This is a genomic window from Limnohabitans sp. B9-3, assembly GCF_002778325.1.
In the GTDB taxonomy this organism is placed as follows: Bacteria; Pseudomonadota; Gammaproteobacteria; order Burkholderiales; family Burkholderiaceae_C; genus Limnohabitans; species Limnohabitans kasalickyi.
Map to the genome: position 1 here is coordinate 538,763 of NZ_NESI01000001.1, position 16,891 is coordinate 555,653.

General features: G+C 50.2%; 4 protein-coding genes, 4 tRNA genes and 6 rRNA genes. 4 read left to right on the top strand and 10 right to left on the bottom strand.

The window, feature by feature from the left end:
• Nucleotides 1-60: 60 nt before the first annotated feature.
• Both B9Z42_RS02710 and B9Z42_RS02715 read left to right on the top strand, forming a co-directional pair.
• Complete coding sequence (locus tag B9Z42_RS02710; protein ID WP_100131767.1) at nucleotides 61-1,758, top strand: AMP-binding protein; 1,698 nt, start codon at nucleotides 61-63, stop codon at nucleotides 1,756-1,758.
• Entirely contained in the window at nucleotides 1,755-2,675 is a 921-nt protein-coding gene (locus tag B9Z42_RS02715; RefSeq protein WP_100131768.1) for an MBL fold metallo-hydrolase, read from the top strand. Before B9Z42_RS02710 ends, B9Z42_RS02715 begins: the two co-directional genes overlap by 4 nt.
• Nucleotides 2,676-2,721: 46 nt before the next feature.
• Here the strand turns inward: B9Z42_RS02715 and rrf (B9Z42_RS02720) are convergent.
• The 10 genes from rrf (B9Z42_RS02720) to B9Z42_RS02765 all read right to left on the bottom strand — a co-directional run bounded on the left by rrf (B9Z42_RS02720) (nucleotide 2,722) and on the right by B9Z42_RS02765 (nucleotide 13,685).
• Nucleotides 2,722-2,834, bottom strand: a 5S ribosomal RNA gene (gene rrf / locus B9Z42_RS02720).
• A gap of 157 nt (nucleotides 2,835-2,991) precedes the next feature.
• Nucleotides 2,992-5,870: ribosomal RNA gene (locus tag B9Z42_RS02725) — 23S ribosomal RNA — on the bottom strand.
• A gap of 340 nt (nucleotides 5,871-6,210) precedes the next feature.
• Nucleotides 6,211-6,286, bottom strand: a tRNA-Ala gene (locus tag B9Z42_RS02730).
• Between the two features lie 24 nt (nucleotides 6,287-6,310).
• Nucleotides 6,311-6,387: transfer RNA gene (locus tag B9Z42_RS02735), tRNA-Ile, on the bottom strand.
• 100 nt (nucleotides 6,388-6,487) lie between these two features.
• Nucleotides 6,488-8,018 (bottom strand): 16S ribosomal RNA (locus B9Z42_RS02740).
• Between the two features lie 370 nt (nucleotides 8,019-8,388).
• Nucleotides 8,389-8,501 (bottom strand): 5S ribosomal RNA (rrf, locus tag B9Z42_RS02745).
• A 157-nt stretch (nucleotides 8,502-8,658) separates the two neighbouring features.
• A 23S ribosomal RNA gene (locus B9Z42_RS02750) occupies nucleotides 8,659-11,537 on the bottom strand.
• 340 nt (nucleotides 11,538-11,877) lie between these two features.
• Nucleotides 11,878-11,953, bottom strand: a tRNA-Ala gene (locus B9Z42_RS02755).
• A 24-nt stretch (nucleotides 11,954-11,977) separates the two neighbouring features.
• A tRNA-Ile gene (locus B9Z42_RS02760) sits at nucleotides 11,978-12,054 on the bottom strand.
• 100 nt (nucleotides 12,055-12,154) lie between these two features.
• Nucleotides 12,155-13,685: ribosomal RNA gene (locus B9Z42_RS02765) — 16S ribosomal RNA — on the bottom strand.
• Together the 16S, 23S and 5S rRNA genes with 4 tRNA genes alongside form the textbook arrangement of a ribosomal RNA operon.
• Nucleotides 13,686-14,153: 468 nt before the next feature.
• On the opposite strand from B9Z42_RS02765, the gene B9Z42_RS02770 reads away from it, so the two are divergent.
• Nucleotides 14,154-16,064: an ATP-binding cassette domain-containing protein gene (locus B9Z42_RS02770; protein ID WP_100131769.1), complete on the top strand. Its 1,911-nt coding sequence runs from the start codon at nucleotides 14,154-14,156 to the stop codon at nucleotides 16,062-16,064.
• A gap of 145 nt (nucleotides 16,065-16,209) precedes the next feature.
• The gene (locus B9Z42_RS02775; RefSeq protein WP_100131770.1) at nucleotides 16,210-16,878 is read left to right on the top strand and encodes a histidine phosphatase family protein; all 669 of its coding nucleotides are present in this window, start codon (nucleotides 16,210-16,212) and stop codon (nucleotides 16,876-16,878) included.
• Nucleotides 16,879-16,891 lie beyond the last annotated feature (13 nt).

Sequence of the window (16,891 nt, forward strand, 5' to 3'; positions counted from 1 at the left end):
GGGACATTCCCAATGGTGTTTGGTGGTCTTAGGACTCAAAATGGTTCCAAGGAGAAGTGAATGAATAAACCTTGGTTGAAGTCTTACCCAGAGGGTGTGCCGCATGAGGTTCATCCTGAGCAATTTAAATCGGTTGGTGAATTTTTAGAGACGTCATTCAAGAAAAATGCATCAGCACCCTTTTCGGTGTGCATGGACCATTGGATGACGTATGCAGAAGTGGACCAAACTTCAGCAGCATTAGGCGCCTGGCTACAAAATTTAGGTCTAGAACCTGGTTCTCGGGTGGCCATCATGCTGCCTAATTTGCCCCAATTCGCAGTAACGATGTCTGCGATCCTTCGCGCTGGCTTTGTGTGTGTGAATGTGAACCCTCTCTACACAGCGAGAGAGTTGCAGCACCAGTTGAAAGACTCAGGCGCCACCACGATCGTCCTATTAGAGAATTTTGCAAAAACCCTGCAAGAAGTGATTGACGAAACACCGATTCAAAATGTTGTTTTAACTTCTTTGGGAGATATGCTAGGTTTTTGGAAAGGCCGTTGGCTCACTTTCGCTGCCCGTCACCTTGCCAGTATGGTTCCGGCTTTCAAGATCACACGATCATCGCCAAACGGTGGTAAGCGTGTCATCGTGCCCTTCACCCAAGTACTTGCTGATGGCTCTCGTTTAACTCTGAAACCAGCGCAAACAAACCTCAATTCGACCGCGTTTCTTCAATACACCGGCGGTACGACAGGTTTATCGAAGGGTGCCGTTCTTACACATGGAAATATTATTTCTGCTGTTTTACAGGCTGAAATGTGGTTCACACCCGCGCTCAAACGCATTCCTGATATTCGCCAAGTGAACTCGATCGCTGCTTTACCGCTTTATCATATTTTTGCGTTAACGCTGTCCCTGCTTTCCATTCGTTGGGGCGCGCACATGACACTGATACCCAATCCAAGGGACATCAATAAATTTGTGGACGTCCTAAAGAAGCGCCCCTTCCATCTGCTGCCCGCAGTCAACACCTTGTTCAATGCTCTGTTGCAGCACCCACACTTCAGCAGTCTGGACTTTTCAAATTTGTGCGTTTCGCAAGCGGGTGGCATGGCTGCTTCAGTTGGCACGGCCAAGCGTTGGCAAGAAGTGACCAATTGCGCCATGGTTGAAGGTTGGGGTATGTCGGAAACCTGTGCGATAGGAACCAATAACCTGATCAACACCACAGAATTTAGCGGCAACATAGGCCTACCTCTGCCCGGTATTGATATTGCCATCAAAGACGACGCTGGACACAGCTTACCGATTGGGCAAACTGGTGAAATCTGTATCAAAGGTCCAAATGTCATGACTGGTTATTACAACCAAGTTGAAGAAACGGCAAAGGCTTTCACAGAAGATGGCTTCATGCGAACCGGTGACATTGGCATCATGAATGAACAAGGCTTCACACAAATTGTCGATCGTAAGAAAGATATGATTTTGGTCAGCGGTTTTAATGTGTTTCCGAATGAGCTAGAGAATGTCATTTCTCTTTGCCCTGGCGTCGTTGAATGTGCTGCTGTCGGAATACCTGACGAGAAGCAGGGTGAAGCCATCAAAGTTTTTGTTGTTCGAAGTGATGTCACATTGACCGAAGATGACATTTCAAGCTATTGCCGCGAAAACTTAACGGGCTACAAGCAACCCAAATACGTTGAATTCAGGGATGAATTACCAAAGACTAACGTGGGTAAGGTTTTAAGACGTGAACTTCGATCTAATAAATGACCGAACCAATTAATCTTCCCCAGGGTGTAACCTTTTTGGAGCGTGGTTGGCTTTCTTCAAACAATGTACTGCTACATGATGCTAAACAAGCGGTTTTAATTGATTCAGGTTATTGGATCCACGCCGAACAAACTGCTTCCCTTGTTAAGTCTATCTTAGGGGAACAGCCACTTGACATGATCATTAATACCCATTTACACAGCGATCATTGCGGTGGAAATTATCAATTGCAATCTATATATCCAAAAGTCAAAACACGCATACCACCTGGACATTATGAATTTGTTAAACAATGGAACCCTGAAGTATTAACTTACACCCCTACTGGTCAGCATTGTCCTCAATTCCATGCAGACTCCACAATTCAATCAGGCGACACAATTAAATTATCTAACGGTGAATGGCAAGTCTATTCAGCACCTGGTCATGATCCGCATTCTGTCATCTTATTTTGTCATGCAGAAGGGATCCTTATTTCAGCAGATACGCTCTGGGAAAGGGGGTTTGGTGTTGTTTTCCCTGAACTTGAAGGAATCTCGGCTTTTGATGAAGTTGCTTCGACACTGGATTTAATTGAATCGCTACGCCCGACGCTTGTTCTTCCAGGACACGGTAAGGCATTCAAAGATGTAGATAAGGCCCTCGCTTACGCTAGAACACGAGTAAACGGGTTTATCAGCAATCCTGAGAAGCATGCGATTTATGCAGCAAAAGTTCTTTTAAAGTTTAAATTACTTGAGTTACAAACAATAGAACTAGAGAAATTTTATGAATGGGCAAACAGCTGCTCATATTTTCATGAGCTCTACAAACGTTTCGAAAACCCTAGCTTTGAAAACTGGACCCAGCAGATGTGTGAATCACTGGTGGAATCGGGCGTTGCTGTACGCGCGGGGGATAAATTAGTTAACTTATAAAACAAAAAGCCCCACTCACTGAGCGGGGCTTCTTGCGGCTGTAACAGCCTGACGATGTCCTACTTTCACACGGGAACCCGCACTATCATCGGCGCTAAGTCGTTTCACTGTCCTGTTCGGGATGGGAAGGAGTGGTACCAACTTGCTATGGTCATCAGGCATAACTTGTTGTCACCCTGAACCGGTCAACGCCAAAGGCGCGCCACTTCAAGGCAACGAATTCATAGAGCAAATCAGCTTTGGTTTATTTTAATTGCGTCACTTGGCATAACTTCCTTGATCACAATGAACCCGTTAAGGTCACGATCAAAGTTATAGGGTCAAGTCGCACGAGCAATTAGTATCAGTTAGCTTAACGCATTACTGCGCTTCCACACCTGACCTATCAACGTCCTGGTCTTGAACGACTCTTTAGGGGGCTCAAGGCCCCGGCAGATCTCATCTTGAAACGAGTTTCCCGCTTAGATGCTTTCAGCGGTTATCTCTTCCACACATAGCTACTCGGCAATGCCACTGGCGTGACAACCGATACACCAGAGGTGTGTCCACTCCGGTCCTCTCGTACTAGGAGCAGGCTTCCTCAAATCTGCAGCGCCCACGGAAGATAGGGACCAAACTGTCTCACGACGTTTTAAACCCAGCTCACGTACCTCTTTAAATGGCGAACAGCCATACCCTTGGGACCGGCTACAGCCCCAGGATGAGATGAGCCGACATCGAGGTGCCAAACACCGCCGTCGATATGAACTCTTGGGCGGTATCAGCCTGTTATCCCCAGAGTACCTTTTATCCGTTGAGCGATGGCCCTTCCATACAGAACCACCGGATCACTATGTCCTACTTTCGTATCTGCTCGACTTGTCAGTCTCGCAGTTAAGCACGCTTATGCCATTGCACTATCATCACGATGTCCGACCGTAACTAGCGTACCTTCGAACTCCTCCGTTACGCTTTGGGAGGAGACCGCCCCAGTCAAACTGCCTACCATGCACTGTCCCCGATCCAGATAATGGACCTAGGTTAGAACCTCAAACACACCAGGGTGGTATTTCAACGTTGGCTCCACCGAAACTAGCGTTCCGGCTTCAAAGCCTCCCACCTATCCTACACAGATCTGTTCAAAGTCCAATACAAAGCTACAGTAAAGGTTCATGGGGTCTTTCCGTCTTTCCGCGGGGAGATTGCATCATCACAAACATTTCAACTTCGCTGAGTCTCAGGAGGAGACAGTGTGGCCATCGTTACGCCATTCGTGCAGGTCGGAACTTACCCGACAAGGAATTTCGCTACCTTAGGACCGTTATAGTTACGGCCGCCGTTTACTGGGACTTCAATCAAGAGCTTGCACCCCATCATTTAATCTTCCAGCACCGGGCAGGCGTCACACCCTATACGTCCACTTTCGTGTTTGCAGAGTGCTGTGTTTTTATTAAACAGTCGCAGCCACCGATTCTCTGAGGCCTCATTCTGCTCCCCTTGTTCAGGTTCACATACTAAAGGCACACCTTCTTCCGAAGTTACGGTGTCAATTTGCCGAGTTCCTTCTCCTGAGTTCTCTCAAGCGCCTTAGAATACTCATCTCGCGCACCAGTGTCGGTTTGCGGTACGGTCGTGTGTAGCTGAAGCTTAGTGGCTTTTCCTGGAAGCAGGGTATCACTCACTTCGGATGCAAGCATCCTCGTTATCACCCCTCATCTAAGCCCGGCGGATTTACCTACCAGGCACGACTACAGGCTTGAACAGACATATCCAACAGTCTGCTGAGCTAACCTTCTCCGTCCCCACATCGCACTACACATCGGTACAGGAATATTTACCTGTTTCCCATCAACTACGCATCTCTGCCTCGCCTTAGGGGCCGACTCACTCTACGCCGATGAACGTTGCGTAGAAAACCTTGCGCTTACGGCGAGGGGGCTTTTCACCCCCTTTAACGCTACTCATGTCAGCATTCGCACTTCTGATACCTCCAGCACGCTTTACAACGCACCTTCACAGGCTTACAGAACGCTCTCCTACCACTTGCAATAAATTGCAAATCCGCAGCTTCGGTAACTGGCTTAGCCCCGTTACATCTTCCGCGCAGGACGACTCGATCAGTGAGCTATTACGCTTTCTTTAAATGATGGCTGCTTCTAAGCCAACATCCTGACTGTTTTAGCCTTCCCACTTCGTTTCCCACTTAGCCAATTTTAGGGACCTTAGCTGGCGGTCTGGGTTGTTTCCCTCTTGAGTCCGGACGTTAGCACCCGGTGCTCTGTCTCCCAAGCTGTACTCGTCGGTATTCGGAGTTTGCATTGGTTTGGTAAGTCGCCATGACCCCCTAGCCAAAACAGTGCTCTACCCCCGACGGTAATACTTGAGGCACTACCTAAATAGTTTTCGGAGAGAACCAGCTATTTCCAAGTTTGTTTAGCCTTTCACCCCTATCCACAGGTCATCCGCTAATTTTGCAACATTAGTCGGTTCGGACCTCCAGTACCTGTTACGGCACCTTCATCCTGCCCATGGATAGATCACTTGGTTTCGGGTCTACACCCAGCGACTAATTCGCCCTATTCGGACTCGATTTCTCTACGGCTTCCCTATTCGGTTAACCTTGCCACTGAATGTAAGTCGCTGACCCATTATACAAAAGGTACGCAGTCACCCTTGCGGGCTCCTACTTTTTGTAAGCATACGGTTTCAGGATCTATTTCACTCCCCTCCCGGGGTTCTTTTCGCCTTTCCCTCACGGTACTAGTTCACTATCGGTCAATGATGAGTATTTAGCCTTGGAGGATGGTCCCCCCATATTCAGACAGGATTACACGTGTCCCGCCCTACTTGTCGTTAGCTTAGTATCACACAGGTCTTTTCACGTACGGGACTATCACCCCCTATAGTTAACCTTTCCAGGTTATTCCGTTAAGTCTTGTGCTATCACTAACAGGCTCTTCCGATTTCGCTCGCCACTACTTTCGGAATCTCGGTTGATGTCTTTTCCTCGAGCTACTGAGATGTTTCAGTTCACCCGGTTCGCCTCGCATAGCTATGTATTCACTATGCGATACCCCTTTCAGGGTAGGTTTCCCCATTCAGAAATCTCCGGATCAAAGCTAATTTGCCAGCTCCCCGAAGCTTATCGCAGGCTATCACGTCTTTCGTCGCCTATCATTGCCAAGGCATCCACCATATGCTCTTAGTCACTTGACCCTATAACTTTGACACCTCTTTCAAGATCAAAGCTATTTCAAGGACTGTCTTGACAGGTCTCTCACCTGTCGCGTTATGCCGTAATATGAATAATCCTTCAATATCGCTATTAAAGAACATTCGTCATTACTTGAAATCCAAACCAAAGTTCGAATATTCGTTTTGACGCAATCAAAATTGTTGCTGGCGGCACGGTCTGCACTAAACCTTTACGAATGTGCAGTTTCCACCAGCAACGCTGATTTAACTCTATGAATTTTTAATGAACAGCCTAGTTAATCAATCAATATCGATCAACAACAAAGAAGCCTCTTACGAAGCTTCTTTGTTGTTGAATGAATGGTGGAGGATGACGGGATCGAACCGACGACCCCCTGCTTGCAAAGCAGGTGCTCTCCCAGCTGAGCTAATCCCCCATTAATACAATCACTTAGACGTGATGGTGGGTCTGGTTGGAATCGAACCAACGACCCCTGCGTTATCAACACAGTGCTCTAACCAACTGAGCTACAGACCCAAGCCGGTCGCGACCCTCTCGGCAAACCCGAGACACATCGACGACAACCTTCAAAACAACCGATAAGTGTGGACGTTCAATTTAGATTGCAGTTTTCCAGAAAGGAGGTGATCCAGCCGCACCTTCCGATACGGCTACCTTGTTACGACTTCACCCCAGTCACGAACCCTGCCGTGGTAATCGCCCTCCTTACGGTTAGGCTAACTACTTCTGGCAGAACCCGCTCCCATGGTGTGACGGGCGGTGTGTACAAGACCCGGGAACGTATTCACCGTGACATTCTGATCCACGATTACTAGCGATTCCGACTTCACGCAGTCGAGTTGCAGACTGCGATCCGGACTACGACTGGTTTTACGGGATTAGCTCCCCCTCGCGGGTTGGCAACCCTTTGTACCAGCCATTGTATGACGTGTGTAGCCCCACCTATAAGGGCCATGAGGACTTGACGTCATCCCCACCTTCCTCCGGTTTGTCACCGGCAGTCTCATTAGAGTGCCCAACTAAATGTAGCAACTAATGACAAGGGTTGCGCTCGTTGCGGGACTTAACCCAACATCTCACGACACGAGCTGACGACAGCCATGCAGCACCTGTGTTATGGCTCTCTTTCGAGCACGCCTCTATCTCTAAAGGCTTCCATACATGTCAAAGGTGGGTAAGGTTTTTCGCGTTGCATCGAATTAAACCACATCATCCACCGCTTGTGCGGGTCCCCGTCAATTCCTTTGAGTTTCAACCTTGCGGCCGTACTCCCCAGGCGGTCAACTTCACGCGTTAGCTTCGTTACTGAGTCAGTGAAGACCCAACAACCAGTTGACATCGTTTAGGGCGTGGACTACCAGGGTATCTAATCCTGTTTGCTCCCCACGCTTTCGTGCATGAGCGTCAGTGCAGGCCCAGGGGATTGCCTTCGCCATCGGTGTTCCTCCGCATATCTACGCATTTCACTGCTACACGCGGAATTCCATCCCCCTCTGCCGCACTCCAGCTATACAGTCACAAATGCAGTTCCCAGGTTGAGCCCGGGGATTTCACATCTGTCTTATATAACCGCCTGCGCACGCTTTACGCCCAGTAATTCCGATTAACGCTCGCACCCTACGTATTACCGCGGCTGCTGGCACGTAGTTAGCCGGTGCTTATTCTTACGGTACCGTCATGAGCCCCTCGTATTAAGAGAAACCTTTTCGTTCCGTACAAAAGCAGTTTACAACCCGAAGGCCTTCGTCCTGCACGCGGAATGGCTGGATCAGACTTTCGTCCATTGTCCAAAATTCCCCACTGCTGCCTCCCGTAGGAGTCTGGACCGTGTCTCAGTTCCAGTGTGGCTGGTCGTCCTCTCAGACCAGCTACAGATCGTTGGCTTGGTGAGCCTTTACCTCACCAACTACCTAATCTGATATCGGCCGCTCCAATCGCGCGAGGTCTTGCGATCCCCCGCTTTCATCCATAGATCGTATGCGGTATTAGCGTAATTTTCACTACGTTATCCCCCACGACTGGGCACGTTCCGATATATTACTCACCCGTTCGCCACTCTCAAGGGGTTGCCCCCTCTACCGTTCGACTTGCATGTGTAAAGCATTCCGCCAGCGTTCAATCTGAGCCAGGATCAAACTCTATAGTTCGATCTTGATTTTTTTCGGTCTTTCGACCAACTCATAAATTGGAATCGACGTGATTTTCTTTGACGAAATTCACATCTTTTTTACTTCATGAGCGTTTGTTAGCTAATTAAAGCTAAGTTCCTAAAGAACTTGGCAATCACCATCAAACGCCCACGCTTATCGGCTGTATGTTTTTAATGAACCACTTAATCTCTTAAGACAACTCGCTGCGATCAGCGAAGCCTGCCAGTATAGCACAGTAATGTGCAAACTTGCAATGTGTTTTGAGATTCTTCAACAAAGAATCTCAAAACACACCTGCAGCATGAGCCACAGGGTGCAGAGAACAAAAAGCCCCACTCACTGAGCGGGGCTTCTTGCGGCTGTAACAGCCTGACGATGTCCTACTTTCACACGGGAACCCGCACTATCATCGGCGCTAAGTCGTTTCACTGTCCTGTTCGGGATGGGAAGGAGTGGTACCAACTTGCTATGGTCATCAGGCATAACTTGTTGTCACCCTGAACCGGTCAACGCCAAAGGCGCGCCACTTCAAGGCAACGAATTCATAGAGCAAATCAGCTTTGGTTTATTTTAATTGCGTCACTTGGCATAACTTCCTTGATCACAATGAACCCGTTAAGGTCACGATCAAAGTTATAGGGTCAAGTCGCACGAGCAATTAGTATCAGTTAGCTTAACGCATTACTGCGCTTCCACACCTGACCTATCAACGTCCTGGTCTTGAACGACTCTTTAGGGGGCTCAAGGCCCCGGCAGATCTCATCTTGAAACGAGTTTCCCGCTTAGATGCTTTCAGCGGTTATCTCTTCCACACATAGCTACTCGGCAATGCCACTGGCGTGACAACCGATACACCAGAGGTGTGTCCACTCCGGTCCTCTCGTACTAGGAGCAGGCTTCCTCAAATCTGCAGCGCCCACGGAAGATAGGGACCAAACTGTCTCACGACGTTTTAAACCCAGCTCACGTACCTCTTTAAATGGCGAACAGCCATACCCTTGGGACCGGCTACAGCCCCAGGATGAGATGAGCCGACATCGAGGTGCCAAACACCGCCGTCGATATGAACTCTTGGGCGGTATCAGCCTGTTATCCCCAGAGTACCTTTTATCCGTTGAGCGATGGCCCTTCCATACAGAACCACCGGATCACTATGTCCTACTTTCGTATCTGCTCGACTTGTCAGTCTCGCAGTTAAGCACGCTTATGCCATTGCACTATCATCACGATGTCCGACCGTAACTAGCGTACCTTCGAACTCCTCCGTTACGCTTTGGGAGGAGACCGCCCCAGTCAAACTGCCTACCATGCACTGTCCCCGATCCAGATAATGGACCTAGGTTAGAACCTCAAACACACCAGGGTGGTATTTCAACGTTGGCTCCACCGAAACTAGCGTTCCGGCTTCAAAGCCTCCCACCTATCCTACACAGATCTGTTCAAAGTCCAATACAAAGCTACAGTAAAGGTTCATGGGGTCTTTCCGTCTTTCCGCGGGGAGATTGCATCATCACAAACATTTCAACTTCGCTGAGTCTCAGGAGGAGACAGTGTGGCCATCGTTACGCCATTCGTGCAGGTCGGAACTTACCCGACAAGGAATTTCGCTACCTTAGGACCGTTATAGTTACGGCCGCCGTTTACTGGGACTTCAATCAAGAGCTTGCACCCCATCATTTAATCTTCCAGCACCGGGCAGGCGTCACACCCTATACGTCCACTTTCGTGTTTGCAGAGTGCTGTGTTTTTATTAAACAGTCGCAGCCACCGATTCTCTGAGGCCTCATTCTGCTCCCCTTGTTCAGGTTCACATACTAAAGGCACACCTTCTTCCGAAGTTACGGTGTCAATTTGCCGAGTTCCTTCTCCTGAGTTCTCTCAAGCGCCTTAGAATACTCATCTCGCGCACCAGTGTCGGTTTGCGGTACGGTCGTGTGTAGCTGAAGCTTAGTGGCTTTTCCTGGAAGCAGGGTATCACTCACTTCGGATGCAAGCATCCTCGTTATCACCCCTCATCTAAGCCCGGCGGATTTACCTACCAGGCACGACTACAGGCTTGAACAGACATATCCAACAGTCTGCTGAGCTAACCTTCTCCGTCCCCACATCGCACTACACATCGGTACAGGAATATTTACCTGTTTCCCATCAACTACGCATCTCTGCCTCGCCTTAGGGGCCGACTCACTCTACGCCGATGAACGTTGCGTAGAAAACCTTGCGCTTACGGCGAGGGGGCTTTTCACCCCCTTTAACGCTACTCATGTCAGCATTCGCACTTCTGATACCTCCAGCACGCTTTACAACGCACCTTCACAGGCTTACAGAACGCTCTCCTACCACTTGCAATAAATTGCAAATCCGCAGCTTCGGTAACTGGCTTAGCCCCGTTACATCTTCCGCGCAGGACGACTCGATCAGTGAGCTATTACGCTTTCTTTAAATGATGGCTGCTTCTAAGCCAACATCCTGACTGTTTTAGCCTTCCCACTTCGTTTCCCACTTAGCCAATTTTAGGGACCTTAGCTGGCGGTCTGGGTTGTTTCCCTCTTGAGTCCGGACGTTAGCACCCGGTGCTCTGTCTCCCAAGCTGTACTCGTCGGTATTCGGAGTTTGCATTGGTTTGGTAAGTCGCCATGACCCCCTAGCCAAAACAGTGCTCTACCCCCGACGGTAATACTTGAGGCACTACCTAAATAGTTTTCGGAGAGAACCAGCTATTTCCAAGTTTGTTTAGCCTTTCACCCCTATCCACAGGTCATCCGCTAATTTTGCAACATTAGTCGGTTCGGACCTCCAGTACCTGTTACGGCACCTTCATCCTGCCCATGGATAGATCACTTGGTTTCGGGTCTACACCCAGCGACTAATTCGCCCTATTCGGACTCGATTTCTCTACGGCTTCCCTATTCGGTTAACCTTGCCACTGAATGTAAGTCGCTGACCCATTATACAAAAGGTACGCAGTCACCCTTGCGGGCTCCTACTTTTTGTAAGCATACGGTTTCAGGATCTATTTCACTCCCCTCCCGGGGTTCTTTTCGCCTTTCCCTCACGGTACTAGTTCACTATCGGTCAATGATGAGTATTTAGCCTTGGAGGATGGTCCCCCCATATTCAGACAGGATTACACGTGTCCCGCCCTACTTGTCGTTAGCTTAGTATCACACAGGTCTTTTCACGTACGGGACTATCACCCCCTATAGTTAACCTTTCCAGGTTATTCCGTTAAGTCTTGTGCTATCACTAACAGGCTCTTCCGATTTCGCTCGCCACTACTTTCGGAATCTCGGTTGATGTCTTTTCCTCGAGCTACTGAGATGTTTCAGTTCACCCGGTTCGCCTCGCATAGCTATGTATTCACTATGCGATACCCCTTTCAGGGTAGGTTTCCCCATTCAGAAATCTCCGGATCAAAGCTAATTTGCCAGCTCCCCGAAGCTTATCGCAGGCTATCACGTCTTTCGTCGCCTATCATTGCCAAGGCATCCACCATATGCTCTTAGTCACTTGACCCTATAACTTTGACACCTCTTTCAAGATCAAAGCTATTTCAAGGACTGTCTTGACAGGTCTCTCACCTGTCGCGTTATGCCGTAATATGAATAATCCTTCAATATCGCTATTAAAGAACATTCGTCATTACTTGAAATCCAAACCAAAGTTCGAATATTCGTTTTGACGCAATCAAAATTGTTGCTGGCGGCACGGTCTGCACTAAACCTTTACGAATGTGCAGTTTCCACCAGCAACGCTGATTTAACTCTATGAATTTTTAATGAACAGCCTAGTTAATCAATCAATATCGATCAACAACAAAGAAGCCTCTTACGAAGCTTCTTTGTTGTTGAATGAATGGTGGAGGATGACGGGATCGAACCGACGACCCCCTGCTTGCAAAGCAGGTGCTCTCCCAGCTGAGCTAATCCCCCATTAATACAATCACTTAGACGTGATGGTGGGTCTGGTTGGAATCGAACCAACGACCCCTGCGTTATCAACACAGTGCTCTAACCAACTGAGCTACAGACCCAAGCCGGTCGCGACCCTCTCGGCAAACCCGAGACACATCGACGACAACCTTCAAAACAACCGATAAGTGTGGACGTTCAATTTAGATTGCAGTTTTCCAGAAAGGAGGTGATCCAGCCGCACCTTCCGATACGGCTACCTTGTTACGACTTCACCCCAGTCACGAACCCTGCCGTGGTAATCGCCCTCCTTACGGTTAGGCTAACTACTTCTGGCAGAACCCGCTCCCATGGTGTGACGGGCGGTGTGTACAAGACCCGGGAACGTATTCACCGTGACATTCTGATCCACGATTACTAGCGATTCCGACTTCACGCAGTCGAGTTGCAGACTGCGATCCGGACTACGACTGGTTTTACGGGATTAGCTCCCCCTCGCGGGTTGGCAACCCTTTGTACCAGCCATTGTATGACGTGTGTAGCCCCACCTATAAGGGCCATGAGGACTTGACGTCATCCCCACCTTCCTCCGGTTTGTCACCGGCAGTCTCATTAGAGTGCCCAACTAAATGTAGCAACTAATGACAAGGGTTGCGCTCGTTGCGGGACTTAACCCAACATCTCACGACACGAGCTGACGACAGCCATGCAGCACCTGTGTTATGGCTCTCTTTCGAGCACGCCTCTATCTCTAAAGGCTTCCATACATGTCAAAGGTGGGTAAGGTTTTTCGCGTTGCATCGAATTAAACCACATCATCCACCGCTTGTGCGGGTCCCCGTCAATTCCTTTGAGTTTCAACCTTGCGGCCGTACTCCCCAGGCGGTCAACTTCACGCGTTAGCTTCGTTACTGAGTCAGTGAAGACCCAACAACCAGTTGACATCGTTTAGGGCGTGGACTACCAGGGTATCTAATCCTGTTTGCTCCCCACGCTTTCGTGCATGAGCGTCAGTGCAGGCCCAGGGGATTGCCTTCGCCATCGGTGTTCCTCCGCATATCTACGCATTTCACTGCTACACGCGGAATTCCATCCCCCTCTGCCGCACTCCAGCTATACAGTCACAAATGCAGTTCCCAGGTTGAGCCCGGGGATTTCACATCTGTCTTATATAACCGCCTGCGCACGCTTTACGCCCAGTAATTCCGATTAACGCTCGCACCCTACGTATTACCGCGGCTGCTGGCACGTAGTTAGCCGGTGCTTATTCTTACGGTACCGTCATGAGCCCCTCGTATTAAGAGAAACCTTTTCGTTCCGTACAAAAGCAGTTTACAACCCGAAGGCCTTCGTCCTGCACGCGGAATGGCTGGATCAGACTTTCGTCCATTGTCCAAAATTCCCCACTGCTGCCTCCCGTAGGAGTCTGGACCGTGTCTCAGTTCCAGTGTGGCTGGTCGTCCTCTCAGACCAGCTACAGATCGTTGGCTTGGTGAGCCTTTACCTCACCAACTACCTAATCTGATATCGGCCGCTCCAATCGCGCGAGGTCTTGCGATCCCCCGCTTTCATCCATAGATCGTATGCGGTATTAGCGTAATTTTCACTACGTTATCCCCCACGACTGGGCACGTTCCGATATATTACTCACCCGTTCGCCACTCTCAAGGGGTTGCCCCCTCTACCGTTCGACTTGCATGTGTAAAGCATTCCGCCAGCGTTCAATCTGAGCCAGGATCAAACTCTATAGTTCGATCTTGATTTTTTTCGGTCTTTCGACCAACTCATAAATTGGAATCGACGTGATTTTCTTTGACGAAATTCACATCTTTTTTACTTCATGAGCGTTTGTTAGCTAATTAAAGCTAAGTTCCTAAAGAACTTGGCAATCACCATCAAACGCCCACGCTTATCGGCTGTATGTTTTTAATGAACCACTTAATCTCTTAAGACAACTCGCTGCGATCAGCGAAGCCTTGCAGTATACATCGGATTTTTGAACATTTCGAAGAAATTTTAAAAAATCTTTCAACCGCCTTCTCTAACGTGTTTCTGGTAAACCCTAAACATTGCTCATTAGCGAAGCCTGCCAGTATAGCATCATCATTCCCATTCGCACAACCCATTTTCAAAAAACTTACACAGACGTGGTTTTAGCCTCCTGCTCCCCTCTCTTCAACCCGTAACTAGAAGATGACAGGGTCCACCTTGATAATGCGTCATGTCTTTAATCACACTACAGAACGCCCAACTCGCTTTTGGGCACGTCGCTCTCTTAGATCATGCAGAGTTTTCCCTTGAAATTGCTGAGCGAGTGGGCCTGATTGGCCGCAATGGGGCAGGCAAATCCTCTCTACTACGCATACTAGGCGGCATTGAGAAGCCTGATGATGGCGACTTGCGCGTACAACAAGGGCTGCGTGTTACCTATGTCGCCCAAGAGCCGCAGCTCGACAGCAATGCCTCGGTGTTTGAGTCTGTCAGTGCAGGCTTAGCACGCATCATTCACCTGATTGAACAGTACTGCGCTGGCGAGGGAGACCTCACAGCCATGCAAAACGAAATTGAAATGTTTGATGGCTGGAACTGGGAACAACGCGTGCAAGAAACCTTGCACCGCTTGCACCTTGACCCTGATGCACGCATCAACGCCCTCTCAGGCGGAACACTCAAACGCGTGGCGTTGGCTCAAGCACTCGTCACATCTCCAGACGTTCTTTTACTAGATGAACCCACCAACCACTTGGACCTCGACAGCATTGAGTGGCTGGAGCAACTCTTGATCGACTTCAAGGGCAGCATCATCACCATCACGCATGACCGCTCCTTCTTAGACAAGGTTGCCACGCGCATCGTCGAGTTAGACCGTGGCCATTTGCTGACCTACCCCGGTAACTTCTCGCAATACCAATTGCAAAAGGAAGAACAAGCCGCACAAGAAGCCGTCATCAACGCCAAGGCCGACAAACTACTGGCTGGCGAAGAGGTTTGGATTCGCAAAGGCGTGGAAGCCCGCCGCACACGCAGCCAAAGCCGCATTGGTCGACTCGAAGCCTTACGCGCCCAGCGCGAAGCACGCCGCGATGCTGTGGGCCGTGTCAAGCTCGACGTGGCCAGCGGCGCTCCCACAGGCAAGATCGTGGCCGAACTCACCGAGGTGGACAAAGCCTTCGGCGGCAAAGTTATCACCAAGAACTTCTCCGCCACTTTCTTGCGCGGCGACAAGATTGGTCTGATCGGGCCCAACGGCGCCGGCAAATCCACCTTGCTGAAAATGATTCTGGGCGAGCTCGAAGCTGACAGCGGAAAGATTCGCCAAGGCGCCAACTTGCAAGTGGCGTACTTTGACCAAATGCGCAATGGCTTGGACATGGATGCTTCTCTGGAAGACTTCATCAGCCCCGGCAGTGAATGGATTGAAATCGGCACCCAACGCAAGCACGTCAAAAGCTACTTGGACGACTTCTTGTTCTCCCCCGCGCGCGCCACATCGCCCGTTCGCTCGCTGTCGGGTGGCGAACGCAACCGTTTGCTGCTGGCTCGCTTGTTTGCCCGTCCAGCCAACGTGCTGGTGCTGGACGAACCCACCAACGACTTGGACATCGACACACTCGAGTTGCTGGAAGAACTGCTGCAAAACTACAACGGCACCGTGTTCATCGTCAGCCATGACCGTACCTTTCTTGACAACGTGGCCACCAGCACCTTGGTGTTTGAAGCCACCGACGACAACCCCGGCTTCTGGCGCGAGTACGAAGGCGGCGTCCAGGATTGGCTCATCCAGTCGGAACGGGCTCGAAGCATGGCTGCCTCGGGAAAATCTAACGCGTCCAGCGCCAACAAAACGCCAGAGCCCGCCAAACCAACGCAAGTGGCAGCACCCGTTGCCAGCAGCCAAAGCGCCAAACCAAAAAAACTCAGTTACAAAGAACAGCGCGAACTCGATGCCTTGCCTGAATTGATCGCCTCTCTAGAAACCGAACAGAAGCACACCCAAGTAGCGCTCTCGGACAACAGCCTGTACGCCAGCGATCCCGCCCAAATCGCCCAACTGCATGCGCGTGATACAGAGATTGAAACGGCCCTTATGGCGGCTCTCGAACGCTGGGAAACCCTCTCTGCTTCGAGTTAAGCAACGTCGAGCGCCGCTTCTTGTGCGCCCGTTCAATCCTCGCCCAAACCGTTGCCTGCATCCAAGGTGACAGCAGGTCTCGGCGGGGACTCTTCTTCCAAAGCAGTGTCGACAAAATCGTGGCAAACAACTACCGACACATGCCATGGGACAGCTCTATCTCGTGCGACACGGCCAAGCATCTTTGGGCGCCGCAGACTACGACCAACTCAGCCCTTTGGGCGAACAGCAAAGCCAACGCTTAGGCGAACACTGGCGCGCGCAAGGTTTGCAATTTGACACGGTCATCTGCGGCACCTTGAAGCGTCATGCCCAAACTTTGGCAGGCATTCAACAAGGCTTGGGCACCAACCACACACCCCTTCTGTGGCCGGGGTTGAATGAGTACGACAGCGAGGCCGTCATTCGCACCGTGCACACAGGTGCATTGGTCAAGCCCACCACCCAAGAAGGCTATCGCGATCACTTTCGCTTGCTACGCGATGGCTTGACGCAATGGATGGCGGGCGTCGTCAGCCCGCAAGGCATGCCCACCTACGAGGAGTTCGTCAGAGGCGTGACCTCTGCACTCGACCACGTTCGACAAAACACACAAGGACATGTGTTGCTGGTCTCCAGCGGTGGGCCCATCGCCACAGCGGTTGGCCATGTGTTGCGGCTGAGCCCTGAAACCAGCATTGAGCTCAATCTGCGTATTCGCAACAGCGCGGTGAGCGAATTCAGCTTCAACCCCAAACGCCACAGCCTGGTCGCGTTCAACAGCATCACCCATCTAGAAACCCCCAGTCACAAAGACTGGATCACCTACGCTTAGAGGCCCCACAAAA

Excerpts from the sequence above, each read along its gene's own strand:
- B9Z42_RS02710 (WP_100131767.1), top strand. The coding sequence starts at position 61 with ATGAATAAACCTTGGTTGAAGTCTTACCCAGAGGGTGTGCCGCATGAG.
- B9Z42_RS02715 (WP_100131768.1), top strand. The coding sequence starts at position 1,755 with ATGACCGAACCAATTAATCTTCCCCAGGGTGTAACCTTTTTGGAGCGT.
- B9Z42_RS02770 (WP_100131769.1), top strand. The coding sequence starts at position 14,154 with ATGTCTTTAATCACACTACAGAACGCCCAACTCGCTTTTGGGCACGTC.
- B9Z42_RS02775 (WP_100131770.1), top strand. The coding sequence starts at position 16,210 with ATGGGACAGCTCTATCTCGTGCGACACGGCCAAGCATCTTTGGGCGCC.